General features: G+C 67.8%; 19 protein-coding genes. 11 read left to right on the forward strand and 8 right to left on the reverse strand.

The genetic code is table 11. The annotated features are described in order from the left end of the window. The first annotated feature begins 4 nt into the window (after window positions 1-4). From C4S70_RS06770 to C4S70_RS06805, 8 genes are all read left to right on the forward strand, one after another. Window positions 5-862 (forward strand): fumarylacetoacetate hydrolase family protein, encoded by an 858-nt coding sequence (locus tag C4S70_RS06770; RefSeq protein ID WP_104007350.1) that lies wholly within the window; start codon window positions 5-7, stop codon window positions 860-862. Further along, window positions 859-1,659, forward strand: a complete 801-nt coding sequence (gene hpaH / locus C4S70_RS06775) for a 2-oxo-hept-4-ene-1,7-dioate hydratase (protein ID WP_104007351.1) — start codon at window positions 859-861, stop codon at window positions 1,657-1,659. Before C4S70_RS06770 ends, hpaH begins: the two co-directional genes overlap by 4 nt. Before the next feature lie 203 nt (window positions 1,660-1,862). After that, window positions 1,863-3,311, forward strand: coding sequence for a glucose-6-phosphate dehydrogenase (zwf, locus tag C4S70_RS06780; protein ID WP_104007352.1), 1,449 nt, complete (start codon window positions 1,863-1,865; stop codon window positions 3,309-3,311). A gap of 9 nt (window positions 3,312-3,320) precedes the next feature. Then, window positions 3,321-5,129: a phosphogluconate dehydratase gene (gene edd / locus C4S70_RS06785; RefSeq protein ID WP_104007353.1), complete on the forward strand. Its 1,809-nt coding sequence runs from the start codon at window positions 3,321-3,323 to the stop codon at window positions 5,127-5,129. 4 nt (window positions 5,130-5,133) lie between these two features. Next, window positions 5,134-5,787: a bifunctional 4-hydroxy-2-oxoglutarate aldolase/2-dehydro-3-deoxy-phosphogluconate aldolase gene (gene eda, locus C4S70_RS06790; RefSeq protein ID WP_104007462.1), complete on the forward strand. Its 654-nt coding sequence runs from the start codon at window positions 5,134-5,136 to the stop codon at window positions 5,785-5,787. Further along, a complete protein-coding gene (gene pgi / locus C4S70_RS06795) occupies window positions 5,784-7,400 on the forward strand; it encodes a glucose-6-phosphate isomerase (RefSeq protein WP_104007354.1) in 1,617 nt (538 codons plus the stop codon). The genes eda and pgi overlap by 4 nt, the downstream gene beginning before the upstream one ends. A gap of 193 nt (window positions 7,401-7,593) precedes the next feature. After that, a complete protein-coding gene (locus C4S70_RS06800; RefSeq protein WP_104007355.1) occupies window positions 7,594-8,490 on the forward strand; it encodes a 2-dehydro-3-deoxygalactonokinase in 897 nt (298 codons plus the stop codon). Then, complete coding sequence (locus tag C4S70_RS06805; RefSeq protein WP_104007356.1) at window positions 8,487-9,335, forward strand: SMP-30/gluconolactonase/LRE family protein; 849 nt, start codon at window positions 8,487-8,489, stop codon at window positions 9,333-9,335. The genes C4S70_RS06800 and C4S70_RS06805 overlap by 4 nt, the downstream gene beginning before the upstream one ends. Window positions 9,336-9,464: 129 nt before the next feature. Here the strand turns inward: C4S70_RS06805 and dxs are convergent, their stop codons facing one another. The 6 genes from dxs to C4S70_RS06835 all read right to left on the reverse strand — a co-directional run bounded on the left by dxs (window position 9,465) and on the right by C4S70_RS06835 (window position 14,743). Next, window positions 9,465-11,393 (reverse strand): 1-deoxy-D-xylulose-5-phosphate synthase, encoded by a 1,929-nt coding sequence (gene dxs, locus C4S70_RS06810; RefSeq protein WP_104007357.1) that lies wholly within the window; start codon window positions 11,391-11,393, stop codon window positions 9,465-9,467. A gap of 24 nt (window positions 11,394-11,417) precedes the next feature. After that, window positions 11,418-12,284, reverse strand: coding sequence for a polyprenyl synthetase family protein (locus C4S70_RS06815; protein ID WP_104007358.1), 867 nt, complete (start codon window positions 12,282-12,284; stop codon window positions 11,418-11,420). Next, entirely contained in the window at window positions 12,285-12,536 is a 252-nt protein-coding gene (locus C4S70_RS06820; RefSeq protein ID WP_104007359.1) for an exodeoxyribonuclease VII small subunit, read from the reverse strand. After that, the gene (locus C4S70_RS06825; RefSeq protein WP_104007360.1) at window positions 12,533-13,456 is read right to left on the reverse strand and encodes a histone deacetylase family protein; all 924 of its coding nucleotides are present in this window, start codon (window positions 13,454-13,456) and stop codon (window positions 12,533-12,535) included. The genes C4S70_RS06820 and C4S70_RS06825 overlap by 4 nt, the downstream gene beginning before the upstream one ends. A 76-nt stretch (window positions 13,457-13,532) precedes the next feature. Beyond that, window positions 13,533-14,234: a response regulator gene (locus tag C4S70_RS06830; RefSeq protein WP_104007361.1), complete on the reverse strand. Its 702-nt coding sequence runs from the start codon at window positions 14,232-14,234 to the stop codon at window positions 13,533-13,535. Further along, window positions 14,234-14,743 (reverse strand): MarR family winged helix-turn-helix transcriptional regulator, encoded by a 510-nt coding sequence (locus C4S70_RS06835; protein ID WP_104007362.1) that lies wholly within the window; start codon window positions 14,741-14,743, stop codon window positions 14,234-14,236. The genes C4S70_RS06830 and C4S70_RS06835 overlap by 1 nt, the downstream gene beginning before the upstream one ends. Window positions 14,744-14,911: 168 nt before the next feature. Between C4S70_RS06835 and C4S70_RS06840 the strand changes: the two genes are divergently transcribed. Then, a complete protein-coding gene (locus C4S70_RS06840) occupies window positions 14,912-15,778 on the forward strand; it encodes a branched-chain amino acid aminotransferase (protein ID WP_104007363.1) in 867 nt (288 codons plus the stop codon). Window positions 15,779-15,961: 183 nt separating this feature from the next. Continuing rightward, window positions 15,962-16,795, forward strand: coding sequence for a CHAD domain-containing protein (locus C4S70_RS06845; RefSeq protein WP_160114850.1), 834 nt, complete (start codon window positions 15,962-15,964; stop codon window positions 16,793-16,795). A 4-nt stretch (window positions 16,796-16,799) separates the two neighbouring features. Here C4S70_RS06845 and C4S70_RS06850 read toward each other — a convergent pair whose 3' ends face one another. Further along, complete coding sequence (locus C4S70_RS06850) at window positions 16,800-17,741, reverse strand: DMT family transporter (protein ID WP_104007365.1); 942 nt, start codon at window positions 17,739-17,741, stop codon at window positions 16,800-16,802. 96 nt (window positions 17,742-17,837) lie between these two features. On the opposite strand from C4S70_RS06850, the gene C4S70_RS06855 reads away from it, so the two are divergent. Further along, window positions 17,838-19,346, forward strand: a complete 1,509-nt coding sequence (locus C4S70_RS06855) for a malonate--CoA ligase (RefSeq protein WP_104007366.1) — start codon at window positions 17,838-17,840, stop codon at window positions 19,344-19,346. An 85-nt stretch (window positions 19,347-19,431) separates the two neighbouring features. Here the strand turns inward: C4S70_RS06855 and C4S70_RS06860 are convergent, their stop codons facing one another. Further along, window positions 19,432-20,226: a TIGR03084 family metal-binding protein gene (locus C4S70_RS06860; RefSeq protein ID WP_327315034.1), complete on the reverse strand. Its 795-nt coding sequence runs from the start codon at window positions 20,224-20,226 to the stop codon at window positions 19,432-19,434. Window positions 20,227-20,274: the final 48 nt, after the last annotated feature.

Consider the following 20,274-nt stretch of genomic DNA (forward strand, 5'->3'; position numbering starts at 1 on the left):
CCGCATGCGCATCGCCACGTTCAGCCACGGCAGCCAGACCCTCTATGGCGCGATCACGGACAAAGGCGCCATCGCGCTGTCGCCGCATTTCCGGCAATGGCCCTCCTTGCGCGAGGTGATCGAGGCCGGCGCGCTCTACGATCTGTGCCTTGCCGCCGGGGAGCACCCGGTAACGCATCCCAAGGGCACGTTCGACTACGCGCCCCCGATCCCGAACCCGGAAAAGATCATCTGCGTCGGCGTCAATTTCCCGGACCGAAACGCCGAATACCGCGACGGCAGCGCCCAGCCCGCGCATATGTCGCTGTTCCCCCGCTTTCCGCGCAGCTTCACCGGCCATGACCGGCCGCTGATCCGTCCGCCGGAAAGCCACATGCTGGATTACGAAGGCGAACTGGCCGTAGTTATCGGCAGGGGCGGCCGGCGCATCCGGGCGCAGGACGCCTATGACCACATCGCCGCGCTCACCATCTGCAACGAAGGTACGATCCGCGACTGGGTGCGCCACGCCAAATTCAACGTGACCCAGGGAAAGAACTGGGACAACTCCGGCGCGATGGGGCCGTGGCTCGTGCCCTTCACCGCGCCCGCCCAGATCGACGCGGCCCGCATCACCACGCGGGTCAATGGCGAGGTCCGGCAGGACGATGCGGTGGCCAACATGCTGTTCCCGGTGCGGCAGCAGATCGCCTATATCTCGACCTTCACCACGCTCGTTCCCGGCGACATCATCGTCACCGGCACACCCACCGGCGCGGGCGCCCGGCTGGACCCGCCGCAATTCCTCGCCCCCGGCGATGTGGTCGAAATCGAGATCACCGGCATCGGCACCCTGCGCAACACGGTCGAGGACGAAGCATGACCCCCAAAGAGGTGGAGCGCGCCGCCGCCGACCTTCTGGCGGCCGAACGGACCGGGCAGCAGATCGGCCTTCTGTCCCTGCGTCACCCGGACATGACGATGGATGACGCCTATGCCGTTCAGGCCGCGCTGATGCGGGCCAAGCTGGCCCAGGGCCGCCGCATCATCGGCTGGAAGATCGGCCTGACCTCGAAGGCGATGCAGAGCGCGCTTGGCATCGACATTCCCGATTCCGGGGTGCTGTTCGACGACATGCTCTTTGACAACGGCGCGACCGTGCCCGCCGGCCGCTTTATCCAGCCGCGGATCGAGGCCGAAATCGCCTTTGTCATGCGCGCGCCGCTGGCCGGCGCGACCGTGACCCGCGACGACGTTCTGGCGGCCACCGACCACGTGGCCCCCGCGCTGGAAATCCTCGACACCCGGATCCTGCGCCGCGACCCGGCGACCGGGCAGGCGCGCGGCATCGTGGACACGATCAGCGACAATGCCGCCAATGCCGGAATCGTGCTGGGCGACGCCCGCCACGCGCCGGATGCGGTTGACCTTCGCTGGGTCGGCGCCATCGTCAGCCGCAACGGCGAGGTCGAAGAAACCGGGCTGGGCGCGGGCGTTCTGAACGATCCCGTGGCCGGCGTGGTCTGGCTGGCCCGCCGCATGGCGCAATACGGTCAGCGGATCGAGGCGGGGCAGGTGATCCTGTCAGGCAGCTTCATCCGCCCCGTGGAATGCCCCCCAGGCAGCCGCATTCGCGCGGATTTCGGACCTTTCGGATCGGTCGCGGTCGATTTTGCCTGATCTGACAACCTGTTGCGGGACGTGAAGCGGCGCCGAAGTTCGCGGTTGATTTTTGCGCGCGCAAAATGTTAACGCTAACGGAAAATCGGATTCGCATCTTTCCGGCCTGCACTCTTGCCGCGCGGTGCCCGGTGTCGTTACAGGAGAGTGCCGAATGAAACCCCAACATGGCCCGGCCGCGCGGGCCGAGGCGAGGTAGGTCAATGGTGTCCCGTGTCATCCCGGTCGATCCCTTCGACCTCGTCATTTTCGGCGCCACCGGAGACCTTGCCCGGCGCAAGATCCTGCCGGGGCTGTTTCACCGCTTTCAGGTCGGGCAGATGCCGGCCGAGGCACGGGTGATCGGCTCGGCCCGCAGCGAGATGGACCGTGACGGGTTTCGCGACTTCGTGCGCAACACTCTGATCGAGTTTGCCCCCGCCGCCAAGGCGGACAAGGCCCTGCGCGAGGCGTTTCTGGCGCGCATCGACTATATTCCCGTCGATGCCGCCGGGGCGGATGGTTGGGCGGCACTGAAGGCGGCTCTGCGCCCGGATGTGGTGCGGGCCTTCTACCTGTCGGTGTCGCCCGCGCTGTTCGGCCCGATCGCGGCCCGCCTGCACGATCACGGCGTCGCCACGCCGGACAGCCGGATCGTGGTGGAAAAGCCCTTCGGCCATGACCTGCAGACCGCGCAGGCGCTGAATGCCGATCTGCGGCAGGCCTTTGACGAACATCAGATCTATCGGATCGACCATTACCTGGGCAAGGAAACGGTGCAGAACCTGATGGCGCTGCGCTTTGCCAATTCCCTGTGGGAGCCGCTGTGGAACGCGACCCATGTCGATCATGTCCAGATCACCGTGGCCGAAAGCATCGGGGTGGAGGGGCGCGGCGACTATTACGACCGCTCCGGCGCGATGCGGGACATGGTGCAGAACCACCTGATGCAGCTTCTGTGCCTGATCGCGATGGAGCCGCCGTCGCGGTTCCGGGCCGATTCGGTGCGCAATGAGAAACTCAAGGTCATCGAGGCGCTGGAGCCGGTGCCGATGTCCGACATCGTGCGCGGCCAGTATCGCGGGCGCGACGGGCAGGGCAGCTATCGCGACGACGTGGGCAATCCCGACAGTCTGACCGAAAGTTTCCTGGCGATGAAGGTCAATATCGGCAACTGGCGATGGGCCGGCACGCCCTTCTACCTGCGCACCGGCAAGCGGCTGCGCGCCCGCATGTCCGAGATCGCCTTGGTCTTTCGCGACCCGCCGCATATGATCTTTCCGAAAATGGAGGGCCGGCGCGGCAATGCGCTGATCATCCGGCTGCAACCGGACGAGGGGATCACGCTGCGCAACACGATCAAGGAGCCGGGGCCGGGGGGGTTCCGCCTGACCGAGGTCAAGCTGGACATGACCTTTGCCGAGGCCCTGGGCCCCGAGGCCGCGCCGCAGGATGCCTATGAGAGGCTGATCATGGACGTGATCCGCGGCGACCAGACCCTGTTCATGCGCGGCGACGAGGTCGAGGCCGCCTGGGCCTGGGCCGATCCGATCATCGCCGGCTGGGAAGAGGCCGGGCCGGCGCCCGAGCCCTATGATCCCGGAAGTTCCGGGCCCGAGGATGCGCTGATGCTGCTGCACCGCGACGGGCGGCGCTGGCGCGAGATCGCATGAGGGGGGGGAATGGCACTGAACGACACCGTGCGGCGCGTGACCGACCGCATCATCGACCGCAGCAGGGAGACCCGTCGCGCGCATCTGGACCGGATGGCCGCGGCGCGCGAGGCCGGCCCGGCGCGGGCACATCTTTCCTGCAGTGCGCTGGCCCATGCGGTGGCCGCCTCTGGCCCGGACAAGGACCGGCTGGCCAAGGGGCACACGCCGAACCTTGGTATCGTCACCGCCTATAACGACATGCTCTCGGCGCATCAGCCGTTCGAACGCTTTCCGGACTTGATCCGCGTCGCGGCGCGCGACTCTGGCGCCACAGCACAGGTGGCCGGCGGCGTGCCGGCCATGTGCGACGGGGTCACGCAGGGGTTTTCGGGGATGGAGCTGAGCCTCTTTTCCCGCGACGTGATCGCGCTTTCGGCCTCGGTCGCGCTCAGCCACAACGTGTTCGACGCCGCGGTGTTCCTGGGCGTCTGCGACAAGATCGTGCCGGGGCTGGTGATCGCGGCGCAGGCCTTCGGGCATCTGCCGGCCGTGTTCCTGCCCGCCGGTCCGATGGAAAGCGGTCTGCCGAACGAGGAAAAGGCCAAGGTGCGCCAGCGATACGCCGCCGGCGAGATCGGGCGCGAAGAACTGATGGCGGCCGAGATGGCCGCTTATCACGGCCCCGGCACCTGCACCTTTTACGGCACCGCGAACACAAACCAGATGCTGATGGAGTTCATGGGGCTGCATCTGCCCGGCGCCAGCTTCGTGCATCCCAACACGCCGCTGCGCGATGCGCTGACGCAGGCGGGGGCGAAACGGGCGCTGGCACTGACCGCGCTTGGCAACGACTATACGCCGGTCTGCGAGGTGCTGGACGAACGCGCCTTCGTCAACGGGATCGTCGGGCTCAATGCCACGGGCGGGTCCACCAACCTGCTGATCCATCTGGTCGCGATGGCGCGGGCAGGGGGCATCCTGCTGGACTGGGAGGATTTTGCCGAGCTCTCCGAGGTCACTCCGCTGATGGCGCGGGTCTATCCCAACGGTCTGGCGGACGTGAACCATTTCCACGCCGCCGGCGGGTTCGGCTTCATGATCGGCGAGCTGCTGGACGCAGGGCTGCTGCATCCCGACACGCTGACCGTAGCGGGGCGGGGGCTGCACCACTACACGCGCGAACCCGTTCTGCGGGACGGCGAACTGACCTGGCGGGACGGCGCGGGGCGCAGCCTGAACGACAGGATCCTGCGCCCGGCCGGCGATCCGTTCCAACCCACCGGCGGGCTGAAACGCCTGACGGGATCGCTGGGCACGGCGGTGATGAAGGTGTCGGCGGTCGCGCCCGAACATCATGTGGTCGAGGCCCCCGCGCGGGTCTTCGACGACCAGGATCAGGTCAAGGCGGCGTTCAAGGCCGGCAATCTGAGCGGCGATCTGGTGGTGGTGGTCCGCTTTCAGGGGCCCAAGGCGAACGGGATGCCCGAACTGCACAGCCTGACGCCGATCCTGTCGATCCTGCAGGGGCGGGGGCAGAAGGTGGCGCTGGTGACAGACGGGCGCATGTCGGGGGCCTCGGGCAAGGTGCCCGCGGCGATCCATGTCTGCCCTGAGGCCGTAGATGGCGGCCCGATCGCCCGGCTGCGCGACGGCGACCTCGTGCGGGTCGATGCGCAGGCCGGCAGGCTCGAGATCCTGACCCCCGGCGTGCCGGACCGCCCGGCGGCCGTCGCCGATCTGTCCGCACATCAGCACGGCACCGGGCGCGAACTCTTCGCCGCATTCCGCCATGCGGTCGGATCGGCCGACCGCGGCGCATCCATATTCGGAGGTTGACCCCATGGTCCTGACCGCACATGACGCCAGCCGCCGCACCCGCGAAATCTGCGCGCTGGCCCCCATCATCCCCGTGATCGTCATCGACGACGCCGCCACAGCCCGCCCGCTGGCCGAAGCGCTGGTCGCAGGCGGCCTGCCAGCGCTCGAGGTCACGTTGCGCACCCGCGCCGCGCTGGAGGCGATCCGCGCGATGGCGCAGGTGCCGGGCGGCGTGGTCGGGGCGGGCACGCTGGTCACGCCCGCCGACGTGATTGCGGCGAAAGAGGCCGGCGCGCAGTTCGGCGTCTCGCCCGGCGCGACCGACGAGCTGCTGGCGGCTTGCGAAGCGGCAGAGTTGCCGCTCTTGCCCGGCGCCGCCACCGCGACCGAGGCGATGCGGCTGCTGGCGCGCGGCTATGACATGCTGAAATTCTTCCCCGCCGAAGCCTCGGGCGGCGCACCGGCGCTCAGGGCCATCGGCGCGCCCCTGCCGCAGATCACCTTCTGCCCCACGGGCGGGGTCAGCCCGGCCAATGCGCGCGACTACTTGGCCCTGCCCAACGTGATCTGCGCGGGTGGCAGCTGGGTCGCCCCCGCCGACCGCATCGCTGCCGGCGACTGGGCGGCGATCGAGCTTCTGGCCCGCGAGGCCGCGCAGCTGGAGGGCCACGCATGAGCGATGCGATCTGGCAAAGGCTGGAACGACATCGGGCGGCCACCAGGGACCGCCCGATACTGTCGCTGTTCGACGACCCTGCCCGGTTCGATGCGTTTTCGGCCGAAGCCGGCGACATGCTGCTCGATTTCTCCAAGACCGCCATCGACCGCGAGGCGCTGGCGCTCTTGCTGGAACTGGCCGAGGCCCGCGGCGTGGCCGCCCGCCGCGATGCCATGTTCCGGGGCGAGAAGATCAACACCAGCGAAAACCGCGCCGTGCTGCACACCGCGCTGCGGGCGGGCGAGGATGCCGAACCGCTGATCGTGGACGGCCGTGACGTGCGTCCCGCCGTGGCCGATACCCTGCGCCGTATGGAGCGTTTCGCCGTCGGCGTGCGTTCGTGCGAGATCACGGCGCCCGGCGGGCAGCCATTCACCGACGTGGTGAATATCGGCATCGGCGGCTCCGACTTGGGCCCCGTGATGGCGACCGCCGCGCTGGCGCCCTATCACGATGGGCCGCGCGCGCATTTCGTGTCGAACGTGGACGGTGCGCATGTGGCTGACACGCTCAAGGCGCTCGACCCGCGATCCACGCTGATCGTGATCGCATCCAAGACCTTCACGACGATCGAGACCATGACCAACGCCGCCACCGCGCTGAACTGGCTGCGCGCGGCGGTGGGTGAGGACGCGGCCGGCCATCTGGCGGCGGTCTCCTCCGCGCTCGACCGCACCGCTGAAATGGGAATCGACCCCGACCGCGTGTTCGGCTTTGCCGACTGGGTCGGCGGGCGCTACTCGGTTTGGGGGCCGGTGGGGCTGCCTGTGATGCTGGCGGTGGGGCCCGAGAATTTCCGCGCCTTCCTGTCCGGCGGGCGCGCGATGGACGACCATTTCCGCACCGCGCCGCCGTCCCGCAACCTGCCGATCCTGCTGGGGCTGGTGGGCCTCTGGCACCGTAACATCTGCGGCTACCCCACACGGGCGGTGCTGCCCTACGACCAGCGCCTGGCACGCCTGCCGGCCTACCTGCAACAGCTGGACATGGAAAGCAACGGCAAGCGCGTCACCCGCGACGGCGCACCGCTTTCCCGCGCCACGGGTCCCGTGGTCTGGGGCGAGCCCGGCACCAACGGCCAGCACGCCTTCTACCAACTTTTGCACCAAGGCACCGACATCGTGCCCGCCGAGTTCCTGATCGCTGCGCAGGGCCACGAGCCGCAGCTGAAGCACCACCACGACCTGCTCAAGGCCAACTGCCTCGCCCAGTCCGAGGCCCTGATGACCGGCCGCAGTTTCGACCAGGCGATGGAACTCGCCGCGCGCCTCGGTTTCGAAGGCGACGAACGGCACGCCCAGGCCGCGCAACGCACCTTTCCCGGCAACCGGCCATCGGTGACCATCGCCTATCCCAAGCTCACCCCTTTCACGCTGGGCCAGATCATCGCGCTTTACGAACACCGGGTCTTCGTCGAAGGCACGATCTGGGGCATCAATTCCTTCGACCAGTGGGGGGTGGAACTGGGCAAGGAACTGGCCAATGCGCTCCTGCCCATGGTGCGGGGCGCGCCGGTCACTGGCAAGGACGGCTCTACCGCTGGGCTGCTGAAGCGCCTCGCCTCACGCTGATCCGGCCTGATCCTTCATCTTGCCGGGAAATACTCCGGGGGAGCGCGAGGGGGCAGCGCCCCCTCGCCTTGGTCGGATCGGCCAGGCCGATCCGAAACACGCCTGACATCATCCGCTCCGATAAAACTGTTTGGGTGCGACAGGCTTGCCGCTATACCTCTGAACACAGAAGGTTTTCGCAATGAGAGGAGCGATGACGGCAAACTGGATCGCGACGGATTGGGGCACATCGCGCCTGCGGGTCTGGGTCATGGACGCCCGGGACCAGGTGATCGCGGAACTGTCCTCGGCGCGCGGCGTCAATCTGCTGGGGCCTGCGGACTACGAACCGACGCTACTGGATCTGCTCGAACGCCACCTGCCCAGGCGCGGCAAGCTGCCGGTCCTGATCTGCGGCATGGCCGGGTCAAGGCAGGGCTGGGTTCAGGCGCCATACGTTTCCGTCCCCTGCGCACCGCCGGATGTGCGGCAGGCCATGGCAGTGGAAACCGAAGACAAACGCCTGGACGTGCGCATCCTTCCCGGCGTCAGCCAGTCCGATCCCGCCGACGTCATGCGCGGCGAGGAAACCCGGATCGCCGGCTTCATGGCGGCGCATCCGAATTTCGACGGGGTGGTCTGCCTGCCCGGAACCCATACCAAATGGGTGCAGGTCAGCGCAGGCGAGATCGTCAGCTTTCGCACCGCGATGACCGGAGAGCTGTTCGCGCTCCTGTCCGACCGCTCGATCCTGCGCCATTCACTGACCGACAAGGGCTGGGATGAACCTGCCTTCGTCGCAGCGCTGCAGGACGCGATGGGCGCACCGCAGCACCTCACCGCGCGCCTCTTCGGACTGCGCGCGGAATCGCTGCTGGAGAATCTGCCGCCGCGCGCGGCCCGGGCGCGCCTGTCGGGGCTGCTGATTGGCGTCGATCTGGCGGGCGCCAAGGGCTATTGGCTCGGTCAGAACGTGGCGGTGGTCGGTTCCGGCGGGCTGGCGGGCCACTATGTGCGGGCCTTGACGGAACAGGGCGTGGCGCCGCTGCGCGCAGATGCCGCCGACATGACGCTGGCGGGGCTTCGCGCGGCCAGAAAGGCCGCGGCATGACCGTCGAAATCCACGACGACCGGATCTGCGAACTCGGCGAGGGGCCACTGTGGCACCCCGAACGCGAACAGCTCTTCTGGTTCGACATCCTGGGCAAGCGCCTGATGGCGACCGAAAACGGCGCTCCGCAAGAATGGCGGTTCGGCCGGCATGTCTCGGCCGCGGGCTGGGTGGACCGCGACCGACTGCTGATTGCCTCCGAAACCGGGCTTTTGGTGTTCGATCGGGAAAGCGGTGCCGAAATTCCCGTCGCGGCGATCGAGGCCGACAATCCGGTGACCCGTTCCAATGACGGGCGGGCCGACCCGTGGGGCGGGTTCTGGATCGGCACGATGGGCAAGAATTTCGAACCCTACGCGGGGTCGATCTGGCGCTGGTATCGCGGGCGGCTGCGGCGGCTGTTCGACAGGATCACCGTGCCGAACGCGATCTGCTTCTCTCCCGACCGGCAATGGGCCTATTTCACCGACACTTGGAGCCGCCGCGTGATGCGCCAGACGCTGGGGTCGGACGGCTGGCCGAAGGGCGACCCGGAGCTCTTCCTCGACCTGCGCGAGGACGCGCTGAACCCGGACGGCGCGGTGGTGGATGCCGAGGGCTGTTTCTGGGTCGCTCAATGGGGGGCCGCAAGGGTCGCGCGCTATTCGCCGGACGCCACATTCCTGTCGGCACTCGAGGTGCCCGCGCAACAGGCCAGCTGCCCGGCCTTCGGAGGCCCGGACCTCTCCCGGCTTTTCGTCACCTCCGCCCGCACCGGCCTGAAGGATCCCGGTCGCGACGATGGCCGAACCTTTTCGGCCGAGATCGGCATCAAGGGCCAGGCCGAGCATCGCGTGATCCTGTAGCCGCGCCACCCGCGGCAGGCACCGGCGCGCCGCGCCCCTTCATCTTGTCTCAAATACTCTGGGGTGAATGCCCCGCAGGGGCAGAGGGGCAAAGCCCCTCGATCCGGCCTCCGCCGCCGGCCTACCGGGTCACGCCCGCTTGCCCGCCAGCGACGCCACGCCCAGAACCTCCAGCACCTTCGCCTCGATCTGCGGCGCGTTGAGCCCGGCCTCGTCATACATGTCATACGGCGCGGCATGGTCGATGAACCGATCCGGCAGGGTCATCGACCGGAACTTCAGCCCCCCATCGAACGCGCCTTCTTCGGCCAGAAGCTGCGCCACATGGCTGCCGAATCCGCCGACCGCGCCTTCCTCTATGGTGATCAGCGCCTCGTGATCAGCGGCCAGCCGCAGGATCAGATCACGGTCCAGCGGCTTGGCGAACCGCGCATCGGCCACCGTTGGCTCGATCCCCCGCGCGGCCAGAGACTCTGCGGCCTTCAGTACCTCCGAGAGCCGCGTGCCGAGCGACAGGATCGCCACGCGCGCGCCTTCGCGGATCATGCGGCCCTTGCCAATCTCCAGCACCTCGCCCACCTCCGGCAGGTCCACGCCGACCCCTTCTCCGCGCGGATAGCGAAAGGCGATCGGGCCTTCGTCATGCGCGGCCGCCGTTGTCACCATGTGCACCAGTTCGGCCTCGTCCGCCGCGGCCATCACCACCATGCCCGGCAGGTTCGCGAGGAACGCGATGTCGAAGGCCCCCGCATGCGTCGGCCCGTCCGCCCCCACAAGCCCCGCGCGGTCGATGGCAAAGCGCACCGGCAGCCCCTGCACAGCCACGTCATGCACCACCTGGTCATAGCCGCGCTGCAAAAAGGTCGAATACATCGCGCAGAACGGCTTCATCCCGCCTGCCGCCAGCCCGGCGCAGAAGGTCACCCCGTGCTGCTCGGCAATGGAGACGTCAAAACAGCGCGACGGGAACCGCTCGGCCATCAGGTTCAGGCCCGTCCCGTCCGGCATCGCCGCCGTCACCGCCACGACCCTGTCGTCCTGCTCGGCCAGCTTCACCAGCGTTCTGCCGAACACGCTGGTATAGCTCGGCGCGTTCGACGGGGCCTTCTTCTGCTCGCCGGTCACCACGTCGAATTTCGCCGTCGCGTGCCCCCGGTCGCGGGCGGCCTCGGCCGGAGCATAGCCCTTGCCCTTTTTCGTCACTACATGCACCAGCACCGGCCGCGTCGCCCGCGCCCGCACCGTGCGCAGCACCGGCAGCAGTTGATCCAGATCGTGCCCGTCGATCGGCCCGACGTAAGAGAACCCCAGTTCCTCGAACAGGGTGCCGCCGATCGTCATGCCCTTGATCATCTCCTTGGCGCGCTTGGCGCCTTCGCGGAACGGTTCCGGCAGCAGCGACACCGCGCCCTTGGCGGCGGCCTTCAGTTCCTGATAGGGCGCCCCGGCATAAAGCCGCGACAGATAGGAGGACAGCGCCCCCACGGGCGGCGCGATGCTCATGTCGTTGTCGTTGAGGATGACGATCATCCGCTTCTTCAGATGGCCGGCATTGTTCATCGCCTCGAACGCCATGCCCGCGCTCATCGCGCCGTCGCCGATCACCGCCACCGCGTCGCCGATCCCTTCGGGGATCACCCCGCCCAGATCCCGCGCCACCGCAAACCCCAGCGCCGCGCTGATCGAGGTCGAAGAATGCCCCGCCCCGAACGGATCATAGGGGCTCTCGGCGCGCTTGGTGAACCCGCTCAGGCCGCCCTTCTGCCGCAGCGTGCGAATACGGTCGCGCCGGCCGGTCAGGATCTTGTGCGGATAGCACTGGTGGCCCACGTCCCAGATGATCTTGTCGCGCGGCGCTTCGAACACCGCGTGCAGCGCGACGGTCAGCTCCACCACGCCCAGCCCGGCGCCCAGATGCCCGCCGGTCTGCGACACGGCGGCGATGGTTTCGGCCCGCAGCTCCCGCGCCAGCTGCGCCAGCTGGGCGTCGGAAAACTGTCGCAGATCGGCCGGGCGATTCACGAGATCCAGAAGCGGTGTGTTCGGTCGGTCGGGCACGCGCGCCTCCCAAGGCGGCAAGTTTCAGCTTTTGCGCGAGATAACGAAGCGCGCCGCCTCTCGCAAGCATTCCGCCCTTTCGCCATAGGGGTCAAGGGCCGAACAGGCGGTTTCCACCAGCTCCGCCGCGCGCGCCTTGGCGCCATCCAGCCCCAGCAGCGACACAAAGGTCGCCTTGCCGCGCCCCGCATCCTTCTGCAGCCGCTTGCCTGCCTTGGCAACATCGCCCTCCACATCCAGGATGTCATCGGCAATCTGAAAGGCAAGCCCCAGCGCGCGCGCATAGGCCGCCAGCGGCCCGGGATCCGCCCCGGCCAGCCGGGCGCCCGCACAGGCGGACCACTCGATCAGCGCCCCGGTCTTGCCCGCCTGCAGCGCGATGACCTGATCGAGCGTCAAGGGCTCGGCCGCGCTCTCGGCCGCCATATCCAGCGCCTGTCCCAGCACCATGCCGCCCGCGCCGGCCGCGCGCGCCAGCGTCAGCGCCAGATCCGCCCGCACCGCCGCGTCGCCGCATTCGGGATGCGCCGCCAGCTCGAAGGCCAGCGCCTGCAGCGCATCGCCCACCAGAACGGCGGTGCCGTCATCCCATTTCACATGCACCGTCGGCCGGCCGCGCCGCAGGTCGTCGTCATCCATGCAGGGCAAATCGTCATGCACCAGGCTGTAGGCATGCATCGCCTCGATCGCCGCCGCCGGCCAGATCGCGCGACCCTCGTCCACGCCATGCAGTCGCGCGCTCTCCATCACCAGAAACCCGCGCAGCCGCTTGCCGCCCTCGGTCGCCCAGGCCATGCCCTGCACCACCGGCAGATCGTCGAACCCGCGCAGCACCCGGTCGATATGCGCCTGGATCCGCGCCGCATCCGCGGCCAGCCGTTGCCGGAACATTCACATGCCTTCGACGGGTTTGGTCCCGGTCGGAGTCCCGTCCGCATCCAGCGTGATCTGCGCCACTTTCTCTTCGGCGCGGGCCAGTTCCTCTTCGCAGCGCTTCTTCAGCGCAGCGCCGCGTTCATAGAGCGTGATCGATTCGTCCAGCGCCACGTCGCCGCGTTCCAGCCGCGTGACCACGGCTTCCAGCTCGCGCATGGCTTCCTCGAACGTCATCTCTTCAACGGGCTTTTCGGCTGTCTCGGTCATGTCGCGGCCTTCATCATCACTTCCACCTGCGCCTTCACCCCGGCGCTCAGCGCAGTCAGATCATAACCGCCCTCCAGAGTCGAGACGATCCGGCCGCCGCACAACGCATCGGCCAGCGCGCAGATCTCCTCCATGATCCAGCGGTAATCCTCGGTCTGCCATTCCAGGTTCGCCAGCGGATCCTCGGCATGGGCGTCGAACCCGGCCGAGACGATGATGATATCCGCCCCGAACCTGCGCACCCGGTCAAAGGCGCGGCTCCAGGCGGCGCGCATCTCGGCCCCGCCGCTGCCGGGGGGCAAGGGCATGTTCATCACCGTGCCATGCGGCCCCGTGTCCTCGGCCCGCCCGGTGCCAGGCCACAACGGCATCTGGTGCGAGGACACGAACAGCACCCGCGGGTCGTCCTCCAGCAACGCCTGCGTGCCGTTGCCGTGATGCACGTCGAAATCCAGCACCGCGACCCGGCCTGCGCCGTGGAATTCCAGCGCGTGTTTGGCGCCGATCGCCGCATTGCCGAACAGGCAGAACCCCATCGGCGTCTCGGCCTCGGCATGATGGCCCGGCGGGCGCACCGCGCAAAAGGCATTCTTCGCCTCGCCGCCCGTCACCATGTCCACCGCGCGCACCACTGCGCCGACGGCCCGAAACGCCGCATCCAGCGACCCCGGCGACATCCATGTGTCGGCATCAAGCCGCGCGAAACGCGTCTCGGGCCGCATCTCGCGCAGGTAATCGACATATCGTTGCGGATGCACCCGAAGAATGTCGTCGTCCGCCGCCATCGGCGCCGTGACACGATTCAGCGCGAGCGGTTCCAGCGCATGCAGCACATGCTCCAGCCGCGCCACCCGTTCGGGATGTCCCTCGGGCGTCACGTGATTCAAACAGTCCGCATGGGTCAGCAACGCCGTTTTCATCTCTTTCCCCGACTCTTCCTCTTGCTTCAAATATCTCCGCCGGAGGCACGGCCCGTCAGGGCCGTCCCGCGCCCTCTCAGTCCGGCGACAGCATGTAACCTTCGCCGCGCACGGTTTGCAGATAGCGCGGCTGCTTCGGATCCGCCTCGATCTTGCGCCGCAGCCGGGTGATCTGCACGTCCACCGCGCGTTCCTGCGCCTGTCCCTTGTCGCGGCCCAGATCCTCAACCAGGCGCGCGCGGCTGACCGGCTCGTTCGGTCGCGCCGAAAAGATCCGCATCAGCTGGCTTTCCGTCGCGGTCAGGCGGACCGGTTCCTCGCCCCGCCACATCTCGCCCCGCTCGACGTCATAACGGATCGGGCCAAGGTGCAGGATCTTGGGCGCGGTGTCGCCCTCGGACATCCCCGGCATCCGACGCAGGATGGCGTTGATCCTGAGCAGCAGCTCCCTGGGCTCGAACGGCTTGGGCAGATAGTCATCCGCTCCCGCCTCGAGCCCCGCGATCCGGTTCTCGGTCTCGCCCCGCGCGGTCAAGAGCAGGATCGGCGTGGCGCGGGTCTCGCGCAGGCTGCGGGTCAGCGACAGCCCGTCCTCGCCCGGCATCATCACGTCCAGCACGATCAGGTCGAAATCCAGCCCCGCCAGAACCCGGCGGGCATGTTCGGCATCCCGCGCCGCGGTGACGAGGAACCCGTTGCGCATCAGAAACTTCTTCAGAAGCTCGCGGATACGCTCGTCGTCATCGACGATCAGAAGATGCGCGGCCGTCCCGGTCATCACTTGCCGTCCTTCAGCCTTGCATAGAGCCGGCGCATCTCGGGATCCATCATCGCCTCGAGCACCTTCTTGAACCCGGCCACCGCCTCTGGGCCTGCTTCGCGATAAGCCGCGCGCATCCGCGTCCGCTGCGCATCCGACAGCCGCGCCTCGAGCGCGCGCCCCCTGTCTGTCAGATACAGATGGCGTTCGCGCTTGTCGCGGGTGCCGACGCGGCTTTCCACCAGCCCGTCGTCGATCAGCGTGCGCAGCACCCGGTTCAGCGACTGCTTGGTCACCCCGAGAATCGACAGCAGGTTGGTCACCGTAGTCCCCGGCGCACGGTTGATGAAATGGATCGCCCGGTGGTGCGCCCGGCCATAATGCATGTCCGCCAGGATGCGGTCCGGATCGGCGGTGAACCCGCGATAGGCAAAGAACATCGCCTCGATCCCCTGGCGGAGCTGTTCGTCCGTCAGAAACAGCAGGCTTTCGCCCCCGAAAACCGGTGCGGCGCGTCCATCCGACATGCTGCGTCTCCTTGCCTCATCTCCGTTTGTCCCGAGTTTATGTCAGCCTTGTTGACATTCCAAGACCGAAGCGGTATCGAATCGCAGTTTTTGCGCAAGATTGTGACCGCATCGGCCCTTTCTAGCGCAACTTTCGGAAACGGCGCGTGTGATACAGGAGGATGCGCAATGGCTGGATATGACGACCGTGACGGCCAGATCTGGATGGATGGCGAGCTGATCGACTGGCGGTCCGCGAACGTACACATCCTGACCCACGCGCTGCACTACGCCTCTTCGGTGTTCGAAGGCGAACGGGCGTATGGCGGCAAGATCTTCAAGAGCCGCGAACATTCCGAAAGGCTTCATGCCTCGGCGAAAATGCTGGATTTCGAGATCCCGTGGAGCGTGGATCAGCTCGAAGAGGCCAAGCGTCAGGTGCTGAAGGCCAACGGCCTGTCGGACGCCTATGTGCGCGCGGTCGCCTGGCGCGGCGCGGGCGAGGACATGGGCGTTGCCTCGCGCCGCAACCCGGTGCGCGTGGCGATCGCCGCCTGGGAATGGGGCGCCTATTACGGCGATGCCAAGATGAAGGGGGCGAAACTGGACATCGCGAAATGGAAACGCCCCAGCCCCGAGACGATCCCCGTGCACGCCAAGGCAGCCGGCCTTTACATGATCTGCACCATGTCCAAGCACGAGGCCGAGAACAAGGGCTGTTCGGACGCGCTGTTCATGGACTATCGCGGCTATGTGGCCGAGGCGACCGGCGCCAACATCTTCTTCGTCAAGGATGGCGAGGTTCATACGCCCAAGCCCGACTGCTTTCTCAACGGCATCACCCGCCAGACCGTGATCGGAATGCTGGAGGATCGTCAGATCAAGGTGCATGAACGCCACATCATGCCCGAAGAGATGGAAGGCTTCGAACAGTGTTGGCTGACCGGCACCGCGGCCGAGGTCACGCCGGTCGGCCAGATTGGCCCCTACAACTTCGAGGTGGGGCAGCTGACCCGCGAGATCGCGGACGCCTACGAGAAACTCGTGCGCGAATGATTCTGTGGTCCGCGCACCGGACCCGATCGACAGATGCGGCCCCGCGCGAACCTTCGCCGGGGCCGTTTTGCGCGCGGCGGTCTTGGGCAGGCCGAGGTTGACAGGGGGCCACCCGAACGCGCACCCTGTCGCGGCGATATGCTGCCACCGATCGGACCGCCCATGCCCAAGGACGCGCCGCACATGCCCAACGTCCGCGACGTTCTCTCCGGCTTTCTGCGGGACGCGCAACAGGCGCGGCGGGTGTTGATGACCTCGACCGTGCCCGAAGGCCCGCACCAGTTGCGGGTCGCCCTGCGCAAGCTGCGCACCGCGCTGGGGATCTTCGGCAAGGACGACCCGCAGGCCCGCGCACTGCGCGACGAGGCCCGGCTTCTGGGACGGCGGATCGGGGAGTTGCGGGATCTGGACGTGGTGGCGGTCGAGATCATCGCGCCGGAACGCCACGCCGACCCGGCGGATTCGGGGCTGTGGACGCTTGAGGTGGCGCTGAGCGAGGCTCGCATCGCCGCGCGCAAGGCGCTGCGCGAATACCTCGCCCATGGCGAGGGCGGCAAGGTGCTGGACCGCTGGGCGGCGCTGCTCGGCAGCGATGCGGATTTTCTCGACCGGCCGGCTGGCGAGGCGGCGGACAAGGCCCTGAAGCGACGGGTCCGCAAGGCGGGCAGGCTTGGGCGCCGGTTTCACAAGCTTGATGACGCGCACCGGCATGAATTCCGCAAGGAAATCAAGAAGCTGCGCTATACGCTGGACTGCGGCGCGTGGGACGCCGGCGGGCCGGCGCGCGTGAAGTTCCGCAAACGGCTCAAGCGGCTGCAGAATGCGCTGGGAGCGATGAACGATGCGGTGGTGGCGCGCGAGGTTCTGGACCGGATCTGCAAGGACATGCCCGAGGATTCTCCCGCCCACGCGGTCGGGCGGAGGCTGGTCAGGCGGCTGGAAAAACAGGCTCGGCACGACCGCAGACAGGTCGAATCGCTGTGGAAGAAGGTCGCGGAAACCCGGCTGCCCGCCTGATCGTTCAGTTTCGGGGCAGGGCGGCGGCATCCCGTTCGCGGTCGCGTTTCAGCCCCAGCCGGCGTTCGCGCCACAGCACCACCGCATTCGCCGCAATTACCAGCGCGGCCCCGGCTAGCATGACCGGGGTCGGAAGCTCTCCGAACAGGGTATAGCCGACGATGATGGCAAACAGCATCGACGAATAGTCGTAGGGCGCCAGTAGCGAGGCGGGGGCGAAGCGGAAGGACGAGGTGACGAGGATCTGCGCCACGCCGCCTACCAGTCCGGCCGAGATCAGCAGACCCGCCGTGGTGGCGTCGGGCACGACCCAGCCGAAGGGAAGGGTCATCAGCCCCAGCACCGAGGCCGTGGCCGAGAACCAGAACACGATGGTCGGCGCCGGTTCGGTTTCGACCATGCGGCGGATATGGATCTGCACCAGCGCCCGCCCCAGGGTCGCGCCCAGCACGCACAGCGCCCCCAACGCTGCCCCCTGTTCCAGCGTCGAGGCACCGCTGAGCCGCGGCCAGAGCATGACGAGTACGCCCACCAGTCCCACCGCCACCGCCGAAATCCGCACGAGCCGGATGCGCTCGCCCAGGATCAGCGCGGCAAGGATCAGTGTAAAGATCGGGGCGGCAAAGCCGATTGCCGTGACCTCGGGCAGGGGCAACAGGCCGAGTCCCGCGAAGGTCAGCCCCATCGACGCGGTGCCCAGAAGCCCCCGTTTGACATGCAGCATCGGGTTGCGCGTGCGCAGACCCTGTGACAGCTCGCCCCGCCAGGTCAGCCAGGCCAGGATCACCGGGATGGCAAAGAAGGAGCGGAAGAACACCGCCTCGCCCGGTGGCACGGAGTCCGAGGCGGCCTTGATCAGCGCCGACATGCCCGTGAACAGGAAGATCGCGCCGAGCTTCAGCGCCACGCCCAGTCCGGGTCGATGCGATGTTAACGATGTTGCCATGGCGCGACACTGCGCCTGTTGCGGGCAAAGATCAACGGCTTGATTTCGGGAGGCTGCCGGGGGCAGATAACGACGGACAGACGAGGAGGCCGCCCGATGTATGACGACAACCACCTGCTGAGCCGCCTGCGCGCTGCGTCGGTGGGGCGCGAGGATTCGGTGTTCGCGCAGATCCCCGGTGGCGACCCGGTGACCTTTGGCGAGTTGTTTGCAGGCGCCGAGAGGATGGCGGCGGCGCTGGCAGCGCAGGGGGTGCGGCCGGGCGACCGGGTGGCGGTGCAGGTGGCCAAGACGATTCAAGCGATCGAACTTTACCTCGGCACGGTGATGGCGGGGGCGGTCTTTCTGCCGCTCAACACCGCCTATATAACGCCCGAAGTGGCCTATTTCCTGGGCGACGCGGAACCGGCGGTGGTGGTCTGCGACCCGGCCCGCGCGGAGGAGATCCGCAGCATTGCCGGCGGGGCGCAGGTGCTGACGCTGGACGAGGCGGGGCAGGGCAGCCTGCGCGATCTGGCCGAGGCGCAGGTGCCCGGATTTCGGGCCGTTGCGCGCGGGGCGGACGATCTGGCGGCGATCCTCTATACCTCGGGCACCACGGGGCGGTCCAAGGGCGCGATGCTGAGCCATGACAACCTGTCGTCGAATTCCGAGGTTCTGCGCGACTATTGGCGGTTCACGGCTGAGGACGTGCTGATCCATGCGCTGCCGATCTTTCACACGCATGGGCTGTTCGTGGCGACCAACGTGGCGCTGCTGGCGGGGGCCCAAGTGATCTTTCTGCCCGGTTTCGACGTTGACGCAATCCTCGAGGCGATGCCGCGCGCGACCGCGCTGATGGGGGTGCCGACCTTCTATACCCGGCTGCTGGCCGATCCCCGGCTCACGCGCGAGCGGGCGGCGAACATGCGGCTGTTCATCTCGGGCTCGGCGCCGCTGCTGGTCGAGACGCATCGGCAATGGGAGGCGCGCACCGGGCACCGGATTCTGGAACGCTATGGCATGACTGAAACCAACATGAGCTGTTCCAACCCCTATGAGGGCGAGCGGCGAGCCGGGACCGTGGGCTTTCCCTTGCCCGGAGTCGAGGCGCGGATCATGGTCGAAGGGCGCGAGGCGGAGGTGGGCGAAGTCGGCGTGCTGGAGGTGCGCGGGCGCAACGTGTTCAAGGGCTATTGGCAGATGCCCGAGAAGACCGCCGAGGAACTGCGGCCGGACGGCTGGTTCATCACGGGCGACCTGGCGTCGGTGGATGCGGACGGCTATGTGACGATCGTCGGGCGGGCGAAGGATCTGATCATCTCGGGCGGGTTCAACGTCTACCCCAAGGAGGTGGAGGAGGTGATCGACGACATGGAGGGCGTTGTCGAGAGCGCGGTGATCGGCGTGCCGCATCCCGATTTCGGCGAGGGCGTGGTGGCGGTGGTGGTGCCGTCCGATCCGGGCCTGACCGAAGAGGCGGTGATGGCGGGGCTTGCGGGCAGGCTGGCGAAGTTCAAGCAGCCCAAGCGGGTGGTGTTGGTGGACGCGCTGCCGCGCAACACCATGGGCAAGGTGCAGAAGAAGACGCTGCGCGAGCAATACGCGGGGGTGTTTTCGAACTGAGCGCGGCAGGTGGGGGCGCTGCCCCCGTCGCGCCATGCGCGACTCCCCCGGGGTATTTCGGACCAGAAAGAAGCAGGATCGGCAGTCAACCCGCGACGGTTCGGGTTCCCGGCGCGGGCGGGGTTTCCGGCGGGCCGGCAAAGCACTGGGCGTTTTCCATCCAGGTGCGGGCGATCTCGCCTTCGACCCGGAGCGCGGTATCGGCCAGCGCGCGGGTCTGGGTGACCACGGCGGCGAAATCCACGGCTGGTCCGGTGATGGCGCCCGCATCGTCGCCGAAGATCCAGAGCGCGCCGCTGGGGGCGGTGAGACGCAGGCTGGGCAGGGTGTCGGGCACGGGGAGGCCATGGACCTTGTGCGACCAGCCGAAAGTGTTGACGCCGAGCACCACGATGTTCTGGATGCGGTCGGTTTCCTGCCGGCGCAGGCCGAGAGCGTCGAACACCTCGAACCCGTGCGCCCAGGTTTCCATCTGACGCGCCGTGATCGAAGAGCGTGCCGACATCGAGGGACCGGCCCACGGCAGGCGGCGTCTGGGGTCCATGTCGGCCCAGCGGGCGGCCATGTCGCGGGCATGAGCGATCCAGAGGTCGCGCAGTTCGGTGCCGCGTTCGGGGATTTGCGCGTTCTCGAAGGCGCGCAGGCCGCCTGATTGAAGGCTACCCATCAGCTGGCCCATGAGCGCGGTGAAGGCGGCTTCGTCCGTGGTGGAGAGATCCGCCGCCTTGTTCCAGAAATGCAGGTGCACGAGAACGTCGTCGATGGTCCAGCCCTTGAATTGGGTGGGTTGCCGGAGGTCTGCGTCCGAAAGCGGCGCAATCGCCGCGTACAGCGTTTGGGATTCTTCGAGAAAGTCTGCGGCCTGGGGCAGGGCGGCCATTGGGGATCCTCCACTGGTCGTGTGGCGGGACTGTCGCGCCCGAGCGCC

Source organism: Jhaorihella thermophila (genome assembly GCF_900108275.1).
Classification (GTDB): Bacteria; Pseudomonadota; Alphaproteobacteria; order Rhodobacterales; family Rhodobacteraceae; genus Jhaorihella; species Jhaorihella thermophila.